Genomic DNA, 22,503 nt, shown 5'->3' with positions numbered 1-22,503 from the left:
GTGCGGTACTATTTAAAGCAAACGGAAAGCACAGGTATAGGCATGGCCCTCGGTAGAAAATGGCGGTTCAGGAAAAGTTATTCATAAAACAAATTGGCTTAGTTTGTCCAAATGAGGACCGTATAATAAATAACAGATCATTTTTCCCCAGCCTTAAGAGCTGCTAAAAAATATAATTCAAAGACTTATTAGAATTTCGAGCGCTCCGCATCATGCAGATTCGGCTGGTACTATCCGATCCTGAAATATTCAATGTGCCAATGCCGGCTAAGTGGAAGATAGGTTTGGGAGTGGGGCTTTAAAAGACACTACAACGATTAAAATTAAAATAATGTATTGTTACGTTAAAATAATTATTATGTTTGTTTAATAAAACAAACCCGGATATCCCAATTTCCCGGAAACCCAACCTTTGAATCAGATAGTTCTTTTTACAAAATAAAAGCAGCCATAGAAAAGTATAAATTAACATTTATTAGTCGAACGGTTGTAATTCCGGCGACCTTTTTGCGTTAAATAAGAAAGCCCGTAAGGTGCTCGAAACACCAAACAGGCTTCTTAATAAATGGTTAAGTCAGCGCTTAACCGAATCCTTAACAAAGGATTGCATTTTGGGCTTTGCCCGGCTCTGCTAATCAATGATCAGCACTTTCTACTTACTGCAACGGGTACAGGGAAAAGCAAATACTTTCCCGTCGCGTCTGTAGACTCTCTTACCTTTTACAGTTATGAATGGGGTATAAACTATACCGTCTTCACATCTGCATTCTGGTTTAAAAGCCATGATATGCATTTTTTAAAGGTTATTAACTACTCCTTCAGGGTGGAGATACCCAAAAGTTTAGCCTGGCTTTCGCTGGGCTTTTTTCATTTTCAGCTTTAGTACTGCTAATTAAACCTTTAAAAAATGAGCGCAGTAAGTAAAATATTTCGTGTGCTTAATGCACCATTTTTCAACATTAAATGAGGAAAGGAGGAAGAAGATGAGTTACGAGGTATATTTGTACCACACAAAGCAAATCATTTTGATCCTAATTTACGGCCGCAGCTACCAACTGCGGCTTTTTCAAAGAGCTTCGACAAACCTAATAATAACTTATCAGGATTTTTCAAATGTAACCGGCCTAATTGTTCTGTCAAACTGCTAAATATCAACAGCGTGTGGAAAAGTGCGGAATAAGTAATAGGGCATTGGATTTAATTAATTTTCCACTTGTTTGAAAAAGAAATTGGGATCCACTAAATCAAAATAAAATAGATAAAAGCGAGCAAAATTTAAAGCTATAATCTTCAATCACTTATAAATAATACTATTTTTTTTATCACATATTACTAAATTATTTAGTATTCTTGCTCTTGTATGTATCTAAACTGCAAGACATATTTTAGTTTTCGGCACGGAACTTTCGGCACCCAGGAACTGGTTAGCGCTGCTGTGGAAGCTGGTGTTACCTCCCTGGCTCTTACCAATATCAATTCAACTTGCGATACATGGGACTTCGTTAAGTTCTGCCAGGAAGCAGGTATTAAGCCCGTAGTAGGCGTGGAGGTTCGCAATGGCAACAGGTTGGAGTACATTCTGCTGGCAGCAAACAATAAAGGTTTTCGGTGGATCAATGCATTTTTGTCCTTTCACATACAGGAACAAAAACCATTCCCCGCCAGAGCAGAAAATACCCCGTTTTTTGACGATCCTTGGGATGGCTATGTCATTTATCCAACCGGTAAGAAAGAAGTCCGGGAATTGCTCGCAAATGAGCGTATTGGCATTCTACCATGGGAGGTGAATAAGCTGTTTGGTATAGACGTGAGCACTATAGGAGAAAAACTGGTCATTCGTCAACCGGTCACCTTTCAAAATAAAGCGTATTTCAACCTACATAAACTGCTGCGTGCAATTGACTGCAATGTGGTTGGTACCAAACTACCTTTAGAAGCCGTTTGCAGCGACCAGGAATATTTTTCACCACCATCCCGGCTGCTGGATGCCTTCAAGCAATATCCTTCCATTGTTACCAATACCTATAAGCTCATAGATAGCTGTAATATCACAATGGATTTCCATACCGATAAAAACAAAAAAACTTTCAGCTATTCAAAAGAAGATGATCGCAGGCTGCTGGAAAAACTGGCCATGGACGGGTTGGCATACCGGTATGGGGAAAACAAAGAGGCAAAAGCAAGGGTAGACAAAGAACTGAAGATCATCAACGACCTTGGCTTTAACGCATATTTCCTGATCACCTGGGATATTATCCGCTATGCGCAATCACGAGGGTTTTATTACGTGGGCCGCGGAAGCGGTGCGAACTCCATTGTAGCCTATTGCCTGCGCATTACCGATGTGGATCCGATAGAACTGAATTTATATTTTGAGCGGTTCTTAAACCCTCACCGCACCAGTCCTCCTGACTTTGATATTGACTTCAGCCACCGGAACCGCGATGATATCATTGATTACGTACTCAAACGATATGGAAAGAACCAGGCAGTATTGCTGGGCATGTACAGCACCTTCCAGTACAGGGCTGCTGTAAGAGAGCTGGGTAAAGTGTTTGGTTTGCCCAAAGAAGAAATTGACGCTCTTGCCACAGGTACTCCCCCGGATGACGGCATCAAACAAATGATTTTGCGGTATGGCAAATTGATGGAGAACTTCCCCAATCACCTTTCCATTCACCCCGGTGGCATACTCATATCAGAATCATCCATTCATGATTACGCGGCTGTGTTCATGCCACCGAAAGGATTTCCCACAGCTCAATTAGATATGTTCGTTGCTGAAAATATAGGATTGTTTAAGCTGGATATATTGTCACAGCGCGGACTGGGGCATATAAAAGAGAGTTTGGAGCTGATCAAAAAGAACAAAGGCATTGATGTCAATATCCACGATTTTGAAAACTTCAGAAAAGATGAAAAAGTAAAAGCCCAAATCCGTAGTGCGAATACCATCGGTTGCTTTTATATAGAATCGCCTGCCATGCGGCAATTGCTGAAGAAATTAAAATGTGATGACTACCCCACGCTGGTTGCCGCCAGTTCTATCATACGCCCCGGCGTGGCTCAAAGCGGTATGATGAAAGAATACATTTACCGCTACCATAATCCCGGAAAGTTTGAATACCTGCACCCGGTTATGAAAGAGTTGTTGGAAGAAACCTTTGGCGTAATGGTGTTCCAGGAGGATGTGATAAAAGTAGCGCATTATTTTGCCGGCCTTGATTTGGGTGAGGCAGATGTGTTGCGTAGGGCCATGAGTGGGAAATACCGGTCCAATAACCGCTTTCAGTTGATTAAAGAAAAATACTTTGCCAGTTGTAAAAAAAAAGGGCATCCTGATGCATTGGCAGCTGAAGTATGGCGCCAGATGGAAAGCTTTGCTGGTTATAGTTTTAATAAAGCCCACTCGGCCAGCTTCGCAGTAGAGAGCTATATGAGCCTTTACCTAAAGACTTATTATCCCAAAGAGTTCATGGTGGCTGTGATCAACAACTTCGGGGGATTTTATCCCAGGGAACTTTATTTTTTGGAACTGCTCAAAACGGGTGGCGATATCAAAACCCCTTGTGTTAATAACAGTGACTACTATACGAATATTAAGGGAAGTGAAGTGTATTGCGGGTTTGTTCATATCAAAGGACTGGAAACGGCAATGGCCGAACGCGCACTGGAAGAAAGGCAGCGCCATGGTCCTTACCTGCACCTGCAGGATTTTATTGAACGCACGGCCATCACTCGGGAACAGTTGAACTTACTGGTAAGCGTAGGTGCTTTTGGTTTTACCGGCAAATCCAAAAAAAAATTGCTCTGGGAAGCCAATTTCCTGCAGGCAAAAAATAAAGATCATATTCCCGCAGGTATTTCTTTATTCCAGGAGAAGCCTGTTGAATTTACCCTTCCTGAACTGGTGGACCATCCATTAGACGATTTATACGATCAGTTGGAGATACTGGGCTTTCCGCTGTGTAATCCTTTTGGGCTGGTGGATGACGATCCTGAAAAATATGTATATGCCCGCGACATAGATAAGCATATAGGCAAGACCGTTACTGTGCTGATCTATTTTATTGCCTATAAGGTAGTTCCAACAGTGAAGCATGAAGTAATGAGTTTTGGCACATTCATAGATGCTAATCTTGACTGGATTGACACCGTTCACTTCCCTGATTCATTCAGACGATACCCGATTAGTAAGAGCGGCTTCTACCGTGCTAAAGGAAAGGTAACAGCAGATTTTGACGTGTGTAGTTTGGAAGTTCATTTTATGGAAAAAGTGGGCTATAAAATGAGAAGCTATGCTGGCATCTGAGCGGCATATCACCCATATGGATCTTGATACATTTTTTGTATCGGTAGAGTGCCTGAATAACCCCAAGCTGAAAGGTAAGCCCGTTCTTATTGGTGGTAGTGGTGACCGGGGTGTGGTAGCCTCATGCAGCTATGAGGCCCGGAAATTCGGTATACACAGCGCCATGCCCATGAAGACAGCCAGGCGCTTATGCCAGCATGCCATTGTTGTTAGAGGCGATATGGAACAGTATAGTAAGTATTCCAACCTGGTTACCGATGTGATCAGGGATACGGCTCCTATGTTTGAAAAATCTTCCATTGATGAATTTTACATTGACCTCACGGGAATGGATAAGTTCTTTGGCTGTTCCCTGTTCAGTAAGGAACTTGGTAAAAGAGTAACCAAGGAAACCGGCCTACCCATTTCCTTTGCCCTTGCCAGCAATAAACTCATCAGCAAGGTTGCCACCAATGAAGTAAAACCCAACGGGCAGATTGAAATACCATTCGGCAATGAAAGATCATACCTGGCTCCACTTAGTGTAATTAAAATACCTGGCGTAGGAAAACAAACCGCTTTTCTTTTATTGAAAATGGGGGTTGAGACGGTGAAGGTGCTGGCAGATATACCGACGGAAATGATGCATAACCTCCTTGGCAAAAATGGCATTGAACTTTCCAAAAAAGCTAATGGCATTGATGAAACTCCTGTTATCCCTTATCATGAACAAAAATCCATTTCAACAGAAAACACTTTTTCACAAGATACCATTGATATTCACTTCCTGCATGGGCAACTGGTCCGCATGACTGAAAAAATCGCCTTTGAGCTCAGGAGCCAGAATAAGCTTACTGGCTGTGTAGCGGTTAAAGTCCGGTATTCAGACTTTGAAACCCATACCGTGCAGAAGGCAATACCTTATTCAAATGCTGATCATGTTTTACTGAGAACGGCAAGGGACCTGTTTGATAAATTATACCAGCGGAGGGTGCTTGTACGTTTGATAGGAATACGATTCACCAACCTTATTCCCGGTAATTATCAGATCAGCCTCTTTGATGATACACAAGAGAATATCAGGCTTTACCAGGCCATTGATAGTGTAAAAAAACAATTCGGGGAGAAGTTGTTGTTTAGGGCGGCAGGAGTTGAGAGATTTTAATACTTTAGTAAATCCAATAATACAACTATGCTGAAGGGAGTACCTGATTTACTACGAGACATTAAGGTAGATTTTGAACAAATTGAGAAGAAAAAATTAAGGAAAAAAATTATTAGGATAACAGCATTTGCCACCGTCATGGCATGCTTGCAAATGGTGTTTCTCAAATTTGGACATCCCTTCTATAAAACAGCGGAATTTTATCCAACTGTAATAATGGTATTGATAGTTCAGTTTTTCGTGTTTCCATTTGTAGCATACTTCATTGCTTTATGCCTGAATTTGATGAGGAAGATGGGACGGATTGATTCGCAAAAGGTATTAACTGTTGGCAGCTCGATTCTGATTGTATTCTACTTTTTAGAAATCCCTTACTGGATATTCGTTATTTTCAAGTACGTTTTTTGAAGAGGTACTAACAAAATAATTTCAATATGTGTTATTACAACGGCATCAAAGTAACCAGAGATGAATACATCCGGTTGAAAGCGCTGGAAAGGCGCTTCGCTTTTCTAAATGATGAAATGGCAATTCACAAAGGGTTTGACTATGGAGATTATCCCATTATCAGACCTAAAGCCGGTACCCATGAAACTGAACGTGTGGAAATGCAGTGGGGGTTCCTGCCACCTTATGTAAATACAACAGAGAAGATAAAGAACTTCAGGTTCGGATATAAAGACCCTTCCGGCAAATGGAAGCCGGCCTACACAACCTTAAATGCGACAAGTGAACAGTTACTTGACAAAATGTACAAGGATGCAGCTTTGCACAGGCGTTGCCTTATACCGTCTGCAGGGTTCTATGAATGGCGGCACGTGCAGGTAGTTGGCAAGTCAGGGAAGCTCCTAAAGACACCAGAGAAGTTCCCTTACCATATCGAAATGGTCAATCAGCCAGAATTCTATATGGCAGGCATCTGGCAACCCAATACAAACATTGACACAGGTGTTACTACCAACACTTTTGCTATGGTGACAACCAACGCAAATACGCTGATGAAACAGATACATAACAGCAAGGAGAGGCAGCCTACAATCCTACCAGGTGACTTAGCTGAGGCGTGGCTGTATAAAGACCTCAACGAACAGGAAATATTAGATATCGCCAACTACCAGGTAGCATCAGCAGAAATGAAGGCCACACCGCTGCACAAAGATTTCCTGAAACGTGATAACCCGCATGAGGAAGTAATCTATCAGGAGGTGCCGGAGTTAGTATATTCATAGCCTATCGCTTCTCTATATAGGCTATGATTTCATCAGCAATCTCTGCAAAGTCCATCTCCTCAAATCGAAAATCTTTGAGTGGTGTACCTGCACAGAACGTTGATACTTCGGCAGCAAATGCCTGTTGGGATAGTGCTATCACTTTCTGCAATTGGATGTCATCATTTTCTCCTTCAGGTAGGATAAAAACTGCCTGGAGCGCTTCCATTTCCAGAATTTTTGCCCCCGTGAATTGATCATCCATTGTTCCGATCCATTGTAAAACGATTTTGTAACCACCAATGTCCTTTGGCAAGGGAGTGATGAAAGGATTTACATGAATGTAATTTGAGGATAAAATCATATCACCCCTCATACTTCTATACTCAACGTTTAGCGTCTGTTTCTGTACTTCCAAAATATCAATATCATACTGCATTAACCTGCTTTTAGTTTTTGATAATAGGCACAAACCTTATTCATAAGACAAGATTCGCACAGTGGCTCTGGACGGCAAATTTCACGCCCCAAAAATGACATACACATGCCCGCGTCCCATTCAGTCTCCGGGAGAATAGCCATCATCTCTTTTTCCATCTTATCGGGCTTGTCGTCCTTCACAATACCAAGTCTTGGCGCTACTCGTAACACATGAACATCCACCACAATTCCTTCCGCTTTTGCTTTGGCAAAACGTTTGATGACATTTGCAGACTTTCTACCGATACCTGGTAAGCTAACCAGTTCATCCATCGTCAAAGGGATAGCACTATCTTTTTTCAGCACGCTTGCAATCTGAACCAACCATTTGGCTTTGTTTCCAAAACTCCGGACTTTGGAGATATAGGGATACAGATCTTCTGGTTGGACTTTTGCAAGTGCAGCCATTGTAGGAACCGCCTTGAACAGTGCAGGTGCCAGTTGGTTGATCAGCACGTCTGTCGTTTGTGCGGATAGCACTACCATTACCAGCATCTCATACAAATTTTTTGCTTCCAGCGGATGCTTTGCCTTTTCATACTTTTTTATGAGAGGTTTCATGGCGGCAGGCCAGTCAACTGTGGATTTTTTCATGCGAATGTGGTTTATCGTTAGTTCTATTGCGGTTTCTTTTGTTGACCTGCAAGATACTCCTCAATAAGTTTCCCCACACCTTCTGCTTCTTTCTGCCTGCCTTCCGGCATTGATGTCCAGAAATGACTTGCATTGAAGTCCTTTGCCCGGACAATGAGTAGGGGTTTGCGTTCACTGCTGAAAGTAATGTGATATGCCAGCCGGTTCGGCATGTCAACCGGGCGTATTGTCAGCACAGTGCTGCCATAAGTAATCTGGAATGGTTGGTCCGGGAATAGTGCGCTCATGTGTAATGTTATAAAATCAGAATTGCGGTTTTCCTTTCACCATTCGTAATCAGAGATATCAATATCTGATACGACAGCAGGCTCTTGCCTTTTTATAGCATTAAATATATCCAATATTGTAGCATTCATGGCTGCAGCATATTTATACTTTGTGGTTCCAATTAGTTTTTTTTCTACCCGTTGGGAATGGTATTCATACTTATATATGCTGTACTTGTGGTGTGAATCTTCCCTTTCCCCTGCAGTTTTATTCCACTCTCCTTGCAGCAGCAGCATCTCCTTGTCATTCTTATTTGGAATAGCATAACCTAATTCATCGCACTTAAGAATAGGCATCACAGACAGTTTCCCGTTTACAAATTGCAAAACGTAATGTTCAACTATTGGCGTCCCTGTGGCGATCCTTTTAAAAGTAAAAAAGTATGCATTTTTTTGACCTCTGCTTTTTGAATTTAAACTATATATATTATAGTAAGTTATCGGATTGAAAAACGTTGCTCCGCTGTAATCAATATTCGTGTAGAGCTTAATGCTGGGATGTAGTTCATTAACAATTTTTAGAGTGATTGGGGACTGTGTAAGGTTTGGATAACCGAAGCTTTTGTACTCTTCAACGCCTTTAATGTATTTATCACGAAGTACTGAGACTGTAAAAAGCATCCCCCCGATATTAATGCCCGAATACGTCTTTTCAACATAATAATGATTTCCTAATGGGGTGCTTGATCTACTCTTTGGCGTGGTTTGATAGTATCTGCTTACACCTGATTCGGATGTATTCTGGTCGGCAGTTGTTTTCAACTTTCTGCCTTGCGGAATATATATTTGCTGTTTTGGCTTTTTCTTAATTGGAGCACATACACCGCATGTTCCGCCATAAACACTGCAATTTTTACAATAATTGCATGAACTGCAGGCAGTGCAATAAGCATCCCCGGAACATCTTCCCACTTCCTTTTCATCCCCGGAGAAACCGGTAATAAGAACAAGAAGTAATATTGAAAACAATTCATGTCGCATCATTAACAAATGTCAAAAAGTGCTGTTACGCGTGCATTTTTTTGTAAAATTTGGTGGGCAGGGCTAAAAGTTTTACAAAGACTACCGGAGTAATACTGACTACCGAAATATGAACATAAGGGACAGACAATTTATGTATCCTGAGATAGGCATACAATAACAAATATAGTAATATTTACTGTGGCTTCACATTCCGTTCCATCAACTTATCCTGTACCCCGTATTTATCAGCCAGCTTTTTGTCTGCTATCCATTTTAACCGCTGGTTGAGCATAAGGAGGTCAGCATCGGACACACCAACTATACCCAAAGCATCAACGATAAATGATATGGTATACAGCTTACGTTCCTCTTCAGTCAACACTATGTCTACGTCCTCATATCCCCTCGTTACGCCTGGATAATTGCCGGTGAAGGAGTAACGGGCGCTGTTCTTAGCAGAGGCTATTTTTGATGCCAGGGTGCCATACAAGCCGTAAGGAGCATAGTCAGGTGTTTTGTCCGTAACAGACCGGCTGTAGAACAATGACGGGTATTTGTTGATACTGCCATCAGCGAAGTACTCCGTGGCTGCCAGTTTATATAGAGCATTCATCCCTTCATTCGCTGAACTCTGTGTTAAGGATCCCAATCCGGAGAAGAAGAAATCACTTACTGAATTAGCCACCATCTTTTTAGTTTTGGCAGATACATTTAAATTACCCTGAGATGTTTCTATAGTCAACTGCTCCCTGTTTTGAGCTGTTGCTTCATCTTCTTCATCCCACATATCAAACAGCCCTGCAACACCCCTGGCGCCCATTGTGGTGAGGTATGCAATGATGTAGGTTTTTACCGCATTAAAGGCAGTCATTTCGGCAGCCGCGCCGGCAAGGGATTTAAATGCCTCAGCTTTATTGCCACCATACAATATTTTCTGTACATCGTTGGTCATGCGCACCCGGGTATTTACTACGAAGGTGGAGAATGGAAGCACCAGGTTCTTAAAGAACCCACTGGTACCCCGGGAATCCCTATAGAATGAACTGCCCGAACTTACATCATTGGGGTTCTGTGTACGGCTGACCTGCTGTTCAGCATACGCTGCTGCTTCCAGGTTCGGATTTTCATGTTCGGCCTGCCAGTTGATATTGTCCAGCTTTATTCCCTGCTTTTTTAAATCCTGCATATAGTATGCAAGCCATGATGTCCTCGCTACTGATACATCTGACCGAACCAGGGCTGCCATTATCAAATCAGAAAGCTTTTCGGCTTTTTGCTTTATTGTCATTTTCAGCACGGCAATGTCTGATCCTAACTCAAATTTAGTAATCTCACCAAGCTGCACATCTTTATTAAACCCGGCTTTGGCTTCTCCCCGCAGAGCAATGGCAAACTGATCAAACAGTTTGATATTGTTAGGTATCATGAACGCCTTGCCAAAGAGGTGTGCATCTGCTCCCAGGTTAACCACTGTATTAATTGCAACCGAGGGATATTGCTTAATTACCTGGGAAATTGATCCCAATGCAATTCGTACGCCCTTTGCCCGGATCGTATTGGTGAGCCCATTCACAATCCTGTCACCAGGAGTTAATGGCGGCATTTGCCCTCTCTGTGCGTTTACTGCTTCACGTATGGAGTTCATCACTATTCTTTTGTTGCCCACGCCTCCAAATATTTTATCAGCACGTGGATCAGTAAAGAATGTCCTTACTTTTTCAATGGCCTTGCTGGTCTCTACATCGTAATTAGTTCTGTAGAAAACCTGTGACTGTACTTTATCAAAATCCAGGTCGAGAACTCTACCAGCAGGAAGATTAACACTCCGGACCTTTCTATTTTTTGAACCCGCAATTTTCTGAGTGACTTTATTGCTGATGTATGTAGCAGTGAATACTTCTTTTATTTCTTCCGGCGTTATGCCAGCATTCCCACCCGGATTTTTTAATTTGGTGGCGGTATATCCTTCAACGTCTTCCCATATTTTATTATTGAACTGCTCAGCATTTTGTCTGGTTAAATCCTTTCGTTTATCAAATTGGTTACGCCAAAAGTTCACAATCCTAATATTGTCCTTGGAGGACTTCCTTTCTACATCTTGGGCTGAGAATGAATTTTCCAGAAGTTCATTATATACTTCCATTGTTATCTTCCCTTCCTTAACCTCTTCAGGTATATCAGACTGCATCATCCTTTCGGCTGATTGCCTGATCCAGTTTTTTCTGCGGTTGAATTCAGCAGCTATTTCTTCTGTGGTACCGCCATAGTTGTTTGTAACATCAGCCAGGACACCCCTGCGGATTCTATTGATAGGGTAATCAATGTTCCTACCCATATCATCCTTCATTTTAGTAGTAGCATTTACAGTTTCATCCTGGAGCACCTTGGCCTTTGCATGGCCATCAAAAACGCCGGAAATACCGGCATGCTTTTGAATCAATGAAGCAAGCTTGGTGGACTTAAATATAAAATCATGCTGTTGGGCCATGCTGGCAAAACCCTGAACCAGTGTATTACGAATACTCCCTAAACTTTTAATACCGGACTTTTCTATATCCTCCTGTGCCTTTTGGATATCAGCCTGGGTATCTGCAAGGATTGCCATCTTTTCCGAACCAGTGAAATCATCATTTACAACGATGTTGTTAATGATATCATTGAGACTTGCCAGAGAGCCGGCATCCATAGCGGAGGTGTCAAGTTGTTTAAGTTTGGCTATAATCTCATTTTCGCTTTTTGAATAGGAAGGATCATTTTCCAACGCAATGCGATTATAGTCAACGGCAATGCGTAATGCCTGAAGTTTTTGCTCCCTGGCCTCAAACAATTCAGCCGCGTGCTGTACCGCGTTCTGGTCTTCACCATTGATCGCATCAATAAGCTCATTCATGTCTTTTAACGACATGGTTTTAGGATCAATCACACCGGCGGTCACCAGGTCTGAATAGTCCTCTGAGAGCCTATCCTTTGCCCTTTGGTTTGAATATGCTTCATGTGCCTGTACATAATCATCAATTGCTTTGCGGTCAACCTCAAAGGCTTCATTTTTAGTTACAGCCATGCCGTTGCGTGTAGAAGCCTTCAATCCTTCAGCTACACTCACTACCTTACTTGCTATGGCATTGTAATCATCAATGCTTTCAACTTTGGATGGATCTATTTTTGAAAAACGTTTTACTGATTGCTGGGTATATGCTGACTTTTCGGATGCCTTTGTATTGACACCAGCGGTAATTTTATCCTTTAATTTTTTACCGGTATCAAGCTTTGCCTCATAATCTGCATCATTAAGCACTTTGTCAAGGTAGTCGGCATATTTATCAAAGCGCTTGCCACTGGTCCCGATCTTATTTGCCCGGTTAAATAATGATTCCCATTGTTTCGGTGCAATGAAGCCTTTATTCTTTGCATCATTCAGAGATTCTTTAATCCTTCCCGCCATTGCTACACTCTTCGCCTTTTCAGTTTCAGTACCTGTTTTAAATCCCACCTTCTCACCACGAATAAAATCTTTGATTTGTTTATGCAAAGCTTGGCGGGGCGTCATTGAAATTTTATCACCGGTAATCTTACCAGTTTGGGTTGCCTGGGTGATACCTGCTTTTGTACCTCTGTGTGGAGTTGTATTCTGTCCCCATACACCTTCAAGATGGTTGGCAACTACTTCCCTGATCTCATTGGGGTTCTTATCAGGATGCAGTCCTGCTATATGTTGAACAGCCGACCTGATACTATCTGCAAGGCTTGCACCGGCTTCAATGCTATCAGCCACTATTTCCAGCCCCTTTGCGACAACATGCCTGGGAATTCCCGATATGTCCATGAATGCACCGGTGATCTTTTCACCACTGCTATCCTTCATTTCAAATTCACGAATCTTTTTAGCTGCATTACGGATGGCACTTGTGACGGGCTTTACCCTTTGGTGGTAGCTTTTAATTTCTTCCGGTGTTGCCTCGCTTGATAAGCCTGCCTGTATCTGTAAAAGAGGTGATTCCTCAGTATTTATGTCATCCTGCTGTATGAGTTCAGGCTTATTTTCAACCGGGATATAATTATCATCAACAGTAAGCTTATTTTCGTAAATACCTAATCGTGTCTCCTGTGCCGCTTTAATCTCTTTATTAATGGATGTTTTGATAACAGGATCAGTAGCAGCATCCATTTTTTGTTGAAGTCCTTTTTCGTGAAGTAGTATGCTGAGGTACTTCATCTTTGCTTTCTCAGGCACTCCCCTTTCCTCCAGCATAGGCATATCCTTTTCATTAATCCTCACTGCTTCAGTTACCAGTCCCATTTTATCGGTGTGTTCCTGGTCCAAAATCTCCCCGGACAGTACCTGCCGGTTAATCTCATTCTTAACATCATCAGTAAAGGATTTATTTGGCCCAAGTTGGGAAAGTAGGGGCAATGCTGCATGCGAAGCTTTGAAGTTGCTATATCCTGCCAGCAGACCTATTGGTCCACCGTGCAGCATCATCGTGGTATAAGTGCTCAGCGCATCGTCAAAAGCCTCCTTTTCATTGAATTTGCCAGGAGCAAGCAAAAGCTTTGCGGCGCTATCTGCACCACTTGCAGCAACCTCCTCGATAGCTTCCTTATTGGTTTCAACAAAGCCATGCCCCAGCAGCCTGAATCCATTTCTGAATACATTGCGAATCTCTGGCAGCAATGCTTTTTTTGGAAGGTCACCGGCCGCAACACTTTTAACCACGGACTTAACACCGGGGGAAATACTTTTACCAAAAGCATCAAGTATTTTTTCGTCCTTAAAAATTCTCTCACTGGCAGCATTTCCTACTGCAACAATATTTGCATACGCATAGCGGCTGCCTGTATCCTTATCATCAGGGAACAGTTCAAGTGATGCCCTCTTTGCCGCATCGTAACTGGAAGCATAAGAAGTAATGGTAGAAGCAATGGCATCCAGCGTTCCCCGTGTAACACCTATATCAGTGGCAACATTGGCAATAGCATCCTCACTGGCAATAGCCTGTAATGCCCTCCCCGTCTTTAATAAACCCGCTCCTTTGGCTGCCCTGGTCAATACGTTACCAAGCCCGCGGGTTCCTATAGCCTGAATGAACACCTGCCCGCCAACGTTACCCATGCCATCCATGATCTCATTCAAAGTGGACCTGACATTGGTATATTTTTCTAATTCCCCCTTCTGTGCCTTCTCAGCATCAGATAACTCAGGTTTACTATTAAGGTATTTTAAGGTTGCTACACTTTCAGGATTTTCTCCTACATTTTGAAAGCGTGTTTCATAAGGTTGTTTAAGCTGGTCCTTCGCCTGATCCTTTTCTGTGCGCTTAATCCAGTCATTCCAAATAGGTATATCCCTTACCGTATTGGACATTTCGGTTCCTGTGGTAGCAATAGCCTCACCGAATTTATTTACAGCGCCGGTTACAGGAACATTGCTACCTATGATCCTGGATTCTAATGGTAGTATGTGCTTGTAAAAATGTTGCTTATCTTCTTCATCCAGTTGCCGGGCAGCCACTACCAAATCAGCGGGTGTTGGGTTTTCATTAAAAATAGGATTGTTCTTGCCCTGCTTATAAATGATGGCACCAAGTTTATGATATATCTCTGCATTCTTTTTGTCAGGGAAGCGATCATCAATATTTTTTTCATCCTGTTCAGCAAGAGTAATTGCATGTGGATCTCCCGTTGCGTATAAAGCATCTATACCCTTCTGCATTATATCCCGGTCATGCGGTGAAGAACCACCGGCTTTTTGTCTCAGCTTATATCTGTCAGGGTTTGCACGTTTTTCATATTCCAGCCCTATCTCCATTGGATCGGCAGTAGGATTCATCCGGGCATAATCATTGGCAGCAGATTCACCTACCATTTCAAACAGCAAATCGTATGACTTATTAATCTCAGCGGCCTTTTTATCGTACTCAGCCTGTTCGTCTCTCACAGGCTTTACCATTGCATTGGCACGCAGATTTAAGAATGGGTGATTATCCGATAGCGCTTTTAGTTCCTGCTTTCTACTATCATTCAGGTTTACTTGAACAGCATGGGCATAATGCTCATTTTCAACAAGCTGTTTTGTATCAATGCCCCACTGAGCCAGCCTTGCTTTCGCACCGCTGTCAAGTGTTGCGTAATATTCAACCTTTGCCTGCTTGTTAGTATCTGCCAGAATGGTTTTAAAAGTTTCCGGATCTTTTATAGCCGTTTCAATTGCTTTCGGCGCCATCCCTGTTACCAAAGAAATGTTATTGATTTCGCTTTTGCTTGCCTTGCCTTGGCTCACCTTCTCCCTGAGTTCCTTTACTTTCTTATCTACTTCCTGTGGAGGTATAGGACCAAACGTATTACCCATATCTACTTGCTGCCCTGCAACCTCAATAGAATTCTTTTTAATTGAAGCATATGGATTTTGAAAATCAAACCGGGAAATCTCGAACCCAAGCGGCGAAGCGGGTGAACCTGCTTTTTTCTTAGATGTTAAATGGGGAAAGTATTGAGAATAAAATTCTTCTTTACTCTTTGAATATTGGCCGTCCTGCGTTAACCCGTTATAAAGGTTATTAATGGTTTCAGGAGTACTATATTTTGCTTTAAACTCCGATAGGCTTTTGGTGTAATTGCCGTCTTCTTTTAATCCCTTCCAAAGTCTTAACACGGGATCTGTGGAAGAATCGTTCGTTTGAGTTTCGCCAATCACTTCCTCGGGCGTAGGTATCCTTCTTTTTTGAGCTGGTTCTTCATCACCAAAAACTTCTTGCGGAGTTGGTATCCTTCTTTTTGGAGCAGGTCCTTCATCGCTAAAAACTTCCTGTGGAGTAGGAATCTTTCTTTGGCTACCAGCCAATCTGCTTTCATAAGCATCGTACTTACCAAGATCAAAATCTTCTACGCCAACGGCATCATAAAAACGCTTTCGATCTTCGGAGGTCTGCATTTTGCCTCTGAATGTGTCGTAGTCGCCAATATCCAACTGTGACGATACAGCCTGATATAGTTTTTTTAATTCTTTTTCGTCCATGGAGAGTGCCATTAAAGTTTGTTTGTAAATTTTAATGCCAACTCTCCCTTGGCACAATAAAGATACTGATTCGGATGAAAAGTTTTCCCGATTAACAGAAGTAAATTATATAAATGTTCATCTATTGCATTTGCATACAATATTGGTGTATATGTATATAAGGTAGGGGTCTGTTCTGAAAAGGAAACGCGTTTTCGTTGACCGGGTGGGGTCCGTTTTCAGGATTTGAAATTAAAAAGGGAATAGCACAAGAAAAAGCCGCTGCAGTATAAGAAACTGAAATAGTAATGCGAATACAAACCCGCATTTGATTTCATATGTATCAGGGAAAGTAAACCCTTCTTTAGAAGAGAAACCGACTATTAACAAGGCTATAAACTCTTTAACGAAAGAGAACATGAAATCCTTTACCGGCCTACGTTACATTTGATTAAGAAAATAACCTTTCCTTGAAAATAGTTACTGTTTTATTATGTGGTACGAAAAAGATTCACTACCTTTATGAGGTAGACACAAAATAAAACCGGCTGCGCTAACAGCCGGTAAAATTCAATCACTCAAATTTTTAATGGTATGACAAATGTAACTCATTTTCAGAAAACGGAAAACACATCTTTCCGTAAAAGTTTTCACGTTTGGACCGGTGAAACATCTCTTAAACTCAATGGTATTGATTGGAAGATCACCACTATGAAACGCCATGGCGGTGTAATAGTTTCCAATGCTCAAAAGGTCCAGGGTAACAGGGATGGCAGCTTTATGTATTCCCCTTTTACAGACAAAAGTATTAGCCTGCTTTCCGTAACTAAGATGGCAACCGAAGCAGCTATTAAGGCTGCACACCTGGAAGCCCTTGCAAAGTTTGATGAACTGAACGAAGCCGGTGAACTACCTACAGCTAAAGATGTATATGAGATCAAACGCGGGCAGTTGTTGAGATTTGAAGGTTACGGTCATGACATGGCTATTAAGTACGTGGTTTATGATGTTGATACTACTGGGAACTGGGGCACTCATTACAAATGTGTTGACATTAAACAAAAGGACTTCCATACTGTACAATACCTGAAACCAGTGAGCGAAAAGTTTGGCATTGGCACCTATTACAAAGAGGGTGAGATCATGCCCGAAGAGGAATTAAACAACCTGGTTATTGATGTTGCACAGATTATTAAAGACAGGAAAGCCACTGAAAAGAAGCAGCAGGAAGAGAAGGACAATACAACTCGGGAAGCTATTGAGCGTGGTAAAGAAGTTATAACCGCTATTCCTGAAGGTGTTAAAGCCGTTATTGTTGCCAACCTCATGGAAGATGACAGCGATATTATGACAGATTATTTTGCCTTCCATAGCACCAAAACAATTTACCTGGCCTTCAGCACTCATACACGGGACCTATTCGAGGAAATGAAAAAGGCAGCGCTTAACTGCGTGGATACAATACACTTAGCAGAAGGTGAAGAGAACCGCGAAAAGTATAGCGGTGGCCATGGTTACTACCTTGGTGAAAAGTATAGCGGCTGGCAGGTAAGCAAGGCCAATATTTCTTTTAATGGAAACTACGGGGTAACCCTGGAAGCCCTTCAACTGGCTGCAGGCGAAGGCCGTTACTTTATACCAGCACTTACCAAAACTGAAAAAGCAAACAGCACTGAGGTGCCGGCCGGCTCTGTACATATCATTGATTACAGTGACCGTGCAGTAGCGGTGATAGGTGATACCAAGCCCATTAAAGACAAATTAAAAGAACTGGGTGGCCGCTTCAACTTCCGGCTTACCTGTGGCGCAGGCTGGATATTCCCTAAAACAAAACTTGATATTTTAAAGAGGGAATTGCTTTAACGACTGCAAACAGGGCCGCTAATCTGCAGGGCGGCCCATTTTCAAAAACTTACATAAACTTAATATCATGTTTCTACTATATAAAACAGATACATGGCACTCCTATGCATCCCGCGACCTGTTGGCCGTGTGTACAACGAAACCGCAAGTATTGCGGCTTTGTCGGTTACAAGCACTCAAAGAAAATGAAACGCTTACAAGCGATGATATTTTTAACCTGCACACTATATGCCAAACCCAGGGTTACACAGGCGAAGGGGAATTTCATTTTGAAGAAGTAAAAGTTAACACACTCCTTTAACCGGTCACTCTCAATAAGGCCCGAAATTGTTTAACAATGATAAAAATAAAATCTACCACATACCCGGAGGACCCAGCACAAGATTTCAATAGCTGGATGCAATATATTCTTTCACTTTCTAAACTCAATAAGATGAAAACGATATTACCTGAATCAATAAATACAATACAGCAGGCAAAAGCCCTGCTTATAGACCTGCACCATAACGGCGAAGCATACCATCCGGAGGATAACGCAGATGAAATTATTTGGCAGACCTGCCAGCCCTCACAGCAAGAAAAGGACAGACTTAACAAGCTAATGGCAGATATGCACGGCATTAAGAGCCCTAAAGGCAAAACCACGGTATCATTTGATCCCTGTGAGTTTCTAATCAGCCTGGATCATGAGAATGTAAAAAGATCAGGGTTTAGCACTGTAATACATGAAGAACAATACAAGGGCTTACGGATACAAATAAACGACAATGGCACACACCTTACCGCTTTGGCTTATAGTGCCCGTAATGAGCCCAAAACAGCGGCATTTGCTTCTATGCTGGATGCAAGGATACATGGTAAGCCATTGTTGTCAACCTGCATAGATAAAATCAAAAGTAAAATTGATTCAATTGTAGAATAGCCGGGTAAGGATCATTAAATTTGTCAGGGGTGCGACTGTAACGCACTTTTTTTATGAATACCTGGACTTACATTAAAGCGGATAGCTTCTTTCTGGACCTGCTGCCGGAGATTAAGAACTATAAAAGGAAAATTGCCGGTACCAATACCAAGGGCAAGCCGCTGGAATTTTCCCAGGTAGAAATTAAGCAGATCAATACAGCGCTTAAAAAGATCCCGGATTTATATTTGTGGCGGTACGTAAAGGCAGAAAGGTTTTTTACTGACTACCTGCCCGACATTAAAAACTTCAAAAGAAAAATTAGCGGGCTAAGTTCCCGCGGGGATAGCCTGGACTTCTCAGAGCAGGAGAAGAAATTGATTAAAAAATCTGTTGCTAAAATGGTCCGTGAATCATTACTTTAAACCGGCTGACCTACTACATTCCATTTTAAATAAAAATGGCTGTGAGATTTCACAGCCATTAATTCTTTTAGAAAATCAGAATCAAGTACTTTTTTAAAAAGGGGTTACCCCCACCTTTACCCCAATCAACGTAAATAATTGATTTTCAATGTAGTTCTGTGACCCCGTCAGGATTCAAACCTGAAACCTTCTGATCCGTAGTCAGATACTCTATTCAGTTGAGCTACGGGGCCATTTTTGGTCGTTTGGGCGGCAAAGATAAGGCGGCAACCTAAAAATGCCAAAAGAATAATAAGACAGGTGATAACTCCTCCTTCCGCCTCTCCTCCTGAGCAGTCAGCCTTCAGCCCTCAGCAATCAGCTAAAGTATACTAACGATGCAGTGATAATCCTCCTCTCACCACTCACCACTTACTTCTCAATAATGCCATCTTACAAACGCTTCCATTGCCGCGTATTTAATCAGTCCCAGCTGGGCATACAGGTCGGCGGTATTGGCATTGCGTTCTTCCGCCCGCTGCCAGAACTCACGGGCATCCGTTCCCTGGAACGGTACGGAATCTTTTTGCGACTGGTGTATAAAAATACCAAAGCGCTTTTTCAATACCTGCTCCGGACTCATGGGTATAGCCATTTCAATTTCAGTAATATCCCACTCCTGCCAGGCGCCTTTATACAACCATACCCAGCAATCCTTCACCCATTCATCGCCGGCAGCCTTAATACGCTTAAGCGATTCAAAAACAATTTCAAGGCATACCTTATGTGTGCCATGGGGGTCAGCCAGGTCGCCGGCACAATATACCTGCTGTGGCTTTAACTCCCGCAGCAGCTTCATGGTTATTTGCACATCGGCTTCGCCCATCGGCTTCTTTTCAATAGTGCCTGTTTCGTAAAATGGCAGGTTCTGAAAATGAGCGCGCTCATCTCCTACCCCCACATACCGGCAGGTAGCCTTGGCCTCGCACTGGCGGATAAGCCCTTTGATGTTCCTGATTTCGGGTGTGTCTGACTGCCGCGTTTTTTTGCCGGCAAAGTATTCACGCGCTTCTTTGGATATTTGTTTTGACTTTTTACTGTCAATGCCAAACATATCTTCAAACCCTACCGCAAAATCGAGAAAGCGCGTCACGAACTCATCGGTAACCGCAATATTGCCGGAGGTTTGGTAGGCTACATGTACTTCATGCCCCTGGTCGTGCAGGCGCTGAAAAGTGCCTCCCATAGAAATGATATCATCATCGGGATGCGGGGAAAATATAACCACTTTTTTAGGATAAGGCGTTGACCGCTCAGGATGCTGGGGAATATCTGAATTGGGTTTGCCGCCCGGCCAGCCCGTAATACTGTCGCGCAGCATATAAAATACCTGCAGGTTAATTTCATATACATCACCCTTTTCCACCAGCAAATCGCCCAGCCCGTTATCGGTATAGTCGCTGTTTGTTAAGCTCAGTACCGGCTTGTTCAGTTTGATTGCCGCGTTAATTACCGCACGGCGAATGAGCTTGGGTGTCCACTCGCAGTCGCCCGTAAGCCACGGCGATTTAATGCGCGTAAGCTCTGAAGCCGCCAGTTCATCCAAAACAAAAACACAATTATCGTGGTTTTGCAGCAAAGAAGCCGGGATGGATTCCGTTATATTATCTTCCGCAGCGGATTTTACTACCGGGGCTTTAGACTGCCCCCACGCCATCAGCAATATTTTTTTAGCCTTCATGATGGTGCCTATACCTGCGGTAACCGCCAGGCGGGGTACCTGCGAAATATTAACGAATTCATACGAATTAGCCAGCCTTGTTGAGTTTTCAAGCGTTACCAGCCTTGTTTTGGAATATACGCTTGAGCCGGGTTCATTAAACCCGATATGTCCGTTTACACCAATGCCCAATATCTGCAAATCAATACCACCGGCGTCATCAATCATTTGCTCATAGCGGGCGCAATATTCCTTTACCTTATCCTTGGGCCATTCGCCGCTGGGTATATGGCAGTTAGCCTGGTCAATATCTATATGATCAAAGAGGTTAACCCGCATAAAACGATGATAGCTTTGCAGGGCATTTTTATCAATAGGATAATATTCATCTAAATTAAAAGCAATTACATTTTTAAAGCTCACGCCTTCTTCTTTGTGCAACCGGATGAGCTCGGCATACAAGGTTTTAGGCGTAGAACCGGTAGCCAATCCCAAAACACATGTTTTGCCCTGCAATTGCCGCTCTTTAATAAGGTTTACCACTTCCTGCGCAGCGAACCGGGAGCCTGCCTTAAAATCGGGGAGTATCCGGCACGAAATTTTTTCAAAAGAATCAACCATGCTCATGATCAGTTGGAATTTAGATATTTTAATTATTCAAATAATTGCGTATAGGAGGAAACTGCAAGATAGGAGGAAAAATGCATTCATTTTATATCTGCCAAAATTTTGGTCAAACGTTTGTGGATGGGTATCTTTATTGCAATTCCTGATCCATAACTCCTGCAGAAACATCCATAATACGATTAAAACATTTTTTATGAGCCACCTGCCCAAACATGCCGTAAAAACGGTATTCCTTTTATTGCTGTTTGCGGGATTTTTTGTTCCCGGAAGCTTTTCAGGTGTTTACAACGATCCTGCCCCGCTTAACGGCGCCTGGCATACCGCAGAAGGCAGCATTGAGCAGTTACTCATTATTGCAGACGGTTATTGCATGCTTACCCGCTACGACAAGGTCAATAAAAAATTCATCCATAGCTTTGGAGGACCACTAACGGCTTCAGGTAACCGTATTATCCTTAAAGTGGAGTTTAACAGCAGCGATAAATTGCAGGTGGGAAAAACGTTGAGCCACGAATACAGCATCAGCAATAATATACTTTCCAGCACCATCAGCGGGAAAAAAATGCAATGGAAAAGAACGGATGACGGGAAAAGCGATTTAGCCGGCAACTGGCGCATCACGCAGCGAAAACAAGATGATAAAATGGGAGATATACCCCTGAGACCGAGGAGAACACTAAAATTGTTAACTGCAACCCGCTTTCAATGGGCAGCCATTAATATAGAAACAGGTGAATTTTCGGGTACAGGCGGCGGCACCTATACTTTTGCCAACGGAAAATACACGGAACACATCGAATTTTTTTCGCGCGACAGTACAAGAGTTGGAGCCTCACTTAGTTTTGACGGCAAAATAGAAAACGGCAACTGGATACACTCCGGCTTAAGCTCTAAAGGCGATCCCATTTATGAAATATGGTCGAGGATGAAGTAGGGAAAAAGTTTCAGGGCTCAGGTTTCAGGCTGTCCT

The 22,503-nt window shown here is 42.5% G+C and carries 14 protein-coding genes and 1 tRNA gene; 8 read left to right on the top strand and 7 right to left on the bottom strand.

Features of this window, described 5'->3' with window-relative positions; all coding sequences use genetic code 11:
* Positions 1-1,360: 1,360 nt before the first annotated feature.
* The 3 genes from VL121_RS20995 to VL121_RS20985 all read left to right on the top strand — a co-directional run bounded on the left by VL121_RS20995 (position 1,361) and on the right by VL121_RS20985 (position 6,685).
* Positions 1,361-4,312, top strand: a complete 2,952-nt coding sequence (locus VL121_RS20995) for a DNA polymerase III subunit alpha (protein WP_325408578.1) — start codon at positions 1,361-1,363, stop codon at positions 4,310-4,312.
* Positions 4,299-5,456, top strand: a complete 1,158-nt coding sequence (gene dinB / locus VL121_RS20990) for a DNA polymerase IV (protein ID WP_325408577.1) — start codon at positions 4,299-4,301, stop codon at positions 5,454-5,456. The genes VL121_RS20995 and dinB overlap by 14 nt, the downstream gene beginning before the upstream one ends.
* A gap of 434 nt (positions 5,457-5,890) precedes the next feature.
* Positions 5,891-6,685: an SOS response-associated peptidase gene (locus tag VL121_RS20985; RefSeq protein ID WP_325408576.1), complete on the top strand. Its 795-nt coding sequence runs from the start codon at positions 5,891-5,893 to the stop codon at positions 6,683-6,685.
* Position 6,686: 1 nt separating this feature from the next.
* Here the strand turns inward: VL121_RS20985 and VL121_RS20980 are convergent, their stop codons facing one another.
* The 5 genes from VL121_RS20980 to VL121_RS20960 form a co-directional block, all read right to left on the bottom strand.
* Positions 6,687-7,103 (bottom strand): hypothetical protein, encoded by a 417-nt coding sequence (locus tag VL121_RS20980; protein WP_325408575.1) that lies wholly within the window; start codon positions 7,101-7,103, stop codon positions 6,687-6,689.
* Positions 7,103-7,738, bottom strand: a complete 636-nt coding sequence (locus VL121_RS20975; RefSeq protein ID WP_325408574.1) for an endonuclease III domain-containing protein — start codon at positions 7,736-7,738, stop codon at positions 7,103-7,105. Before VL121_RS20975 ends, VL121_RS20980 begins: the two co-directional genes overlap by 1 nt.
* Positions 7,739-7,761: 23 nt before the next feature.
* Positions 7,762-8,025, bottom strand: a complete 264-nt coding sequence (locus tag VL121_RS20970) for a hypothetical protein (RefSeq protein ID WP_325408573.1) — start codon at positions 8,023-8,025, stop codon at positions 7,762-7,764.
* Between the two features lie 36 nt (positions 8,026-8,061).
* Positions 8,062-9,048 (bottom strand): hypothetical protein, encoded by a 987-nt coding sequence (locus VL121_RS20965; protein ID WP_325408572.1) that lies wholly within the window; start codon positions 9,046-9,048, stop codon positions 8,062-8,064.
* 172 nt (positions 9,049-9,220) lie between these two features.
* Positions 9,221-16,051, bottom strand: a complete 6,831-nt coding sequence (locus VL121_RS20960) for a hypothetical protein (protein WP_325408571.1) — start codon at positions 16,049-16,051, stop codon at positions 9,221-9,223.
* A gap of 561 nt (positions 16,052-16,612) precedes the next feature.
* Between VL121_RS20960 and VL121_RS20955 the strand changes: the two genes are divergently transcribed.
* From VL121_RS20955 to VL121_RS20940, 4 genes are all read left to right on the top strand, one after another.
* Positions 16,613-17,881: a hypothetical protein gene (locus VL121_RS20955; protein ID WP_325408570.1), complete on the top strand. Its 1,269-nt coding sequence runs from the start codon at positions 16,613-16,615 to the stop codon at positions 17,879-17,881.
* A 67-nt stretch (positions 17,882-17,948) separates the two neighbouring features.
* Positions 17,949-18,182: a hypothetical protein gene (locus VL121_RS20950; RefSeq protein WP_325408569.1), complete on the top strand. Its 234-nt coding sequence runs from the start codon at positions 17,949-17,951 to the stop codon at positions 18,180-18,182.
* A 132-nt stretch (positions 18,183-18,314) separates the two neighbouring features.
* Complete coding sequence (locus VL121_RS20945; RefSeq protein WP_325408568.1) at positions 18,315-18,803, top strand: hypothetical protein; 489 nt, start codon at positions 18,315-18,317, stop codon at positions 18,801-18,803.
* 53 nt (positions 18,804-18,856) lie between these two features.
* Positions 18,857-19,207 (top strand): hypothetical protein, encoded by a 351-nt coding sequence (locus VL121_RS20940; protein ID WP_325408567.1) that lies wholly within the window; start codon positions 18,857-18,859, stop codon positions 19,205-19,207.
* 159 nt (positions 19,208-19,366) lie between these two features.
* Here the strand turns inward: VL121_RS20940 and VL121_RS20935 are convergent.
* Together VL121_RS20935 and nagB are read right to left on the bottom strand one after the other, a co-directional pair.
* Positions 19,367-19,440: transfer RNA gene (locus VL121_RS20935), tRNA-Arg, on the bottom strand.
* Between the two features lie 185 nt (positions 19,441-19,625).
* Positions 19,626-21,533, bottom strand: a complete 1,908-nt coding sequence (nagB, locus tag VL121_RS20930; RefSeq protein ID WP_325408566.1) for a glucosamine-6-phosphate deaminase — start codon at positions 21,531-21,533, stop codon at positions 19,626-19,628.
* Positions 21,534-21,726: 193 nt separating this feature from the next.
* On the opposite strand from nagB, the gene VL121_RS20925 reads away from it, so the two are divergent.
* On the top strand, positions 21,727-22,467 hold the full coding sequence (locus tag VL121_RS20925; protein ID WP_325408565.1) for a hypothetical protein: 741 nt from the start codon (positions 21,727-21,729) through the stop codon (positions 22,465-22,467).
* Positions 22,468-22,503 lie beyond the last annotated feature (36 nt).

It is taken from the genome of Agriterribacter sp., assembly GCF_035497235.1.
In the GTDB taxonomy this organism is placed as follows: domain Bacteria; phylum Bacteroidota; class Bacteroidia; order Chitinophagales; family Chitinophagaceae; genus Agriterribacter.
Note: the sequence above shows the minus strand (reverse complement) of the source record. Positions and strands in the feature narration are given on the sequence as shown.

Excerpts from the sequence above, each read along its gene's own strand:
- VL121_RS20995 (WP_325408578.1), top strand. The coding sequence starts at position 1,361 with ATGTATCTAAACTGCAAGACATATTTTAGTTTTCGGCACGGAACTTTC.
- dinB (WP_325408577.1), top strand. The coding sequence starts at position 4,299 with ATGCTGGCATCTGAGCGGCATATCACCCATATGGATCTTGATACATTT.
- VL121_RS20985 (WP_325408576.1), top strand. The coding sequence starts at position 5,891 with ATGTGTTATTACAACGGCATCAAAGTAACCAGAGATGAATACATCCGG.
- VL121_RS20980 (WP_325408575.1), bottom strand. The coding sequence starts at position 7,103 with ATGCAGTATGATATTGATATTTTGGAAGTACAGAAACAGACGCTAAAC.
- VL121_RS20975 (WP_325408574.1), bottom strand. The coding sequence starts at position 7,738 with ATGAAAAAATCCACAGTTGACTGGCCTGCCGCCATGAAACCTCTCATA.
- VL121_RS20970 (WP_325408573.1), bottom strand. The coding sequence starts at position 8,025 with ATGAGCGCACTATTCCCGGACCAACCATTCCAGATTACTTATGGCAGC.
- VL121_RS20965 (WP_325408572.1), bottom strand. The coding sequence starts at position 9,048 with ATGATGCGACATGAATTGTTTTCAATATTACTTCTTGTTCTTATTACC.
- VL121_RS20960 (WP_325408571.1), bottom strand. The coding sequence starts at position 16,051 with ATGGCACTCTCCATGGACGAAAAAGAATTAAAAAAACTATATCAGGCT.
- VL121_RS20955 (WP_325408570.1), top strand. The coding sequence starts at position 16,613 with ATGACAAATGTAACTCATTTTCAGAAAACGGAAAACACATCTTTCCGT.
- VL121_RS20950 (WP_325408569.1), top strand. The coding sequence starts at position 17,949 with ATGTTTCTACTATATAAAACAGATACATGGCACTCCTATGCATCCCGC.
- VL121_RS20945 (WP_325408568.1), top strand. The coding sequence starts at position 18,315 with ATGAAAACGATATTACCTGAATCAATAAATACAATACAGCAGGCAAAA.
- VL121_RS20940 (WP_325408567.1), top strand. The coding sequence starts at position 18,857 with ATGAATACCTGGACTTACATTAAAGCGGATAGCTTCTTTCTGGACCTG.
- nagB (WP_325408566.1), bottom strand. The coding sequence starts at position 21,533 with ATGAGCATGGTTGATTCTTTTGAAAAAATTTCGTGCCGGATACTCCCC.
- VL121_RS20925 (WP_325408565.1), top strand. The coding sequence starts at position 21,727 with ATGAGCCACCTGCCCAAACATGCCGTAAAAACGGTATTCCTTTTATTG.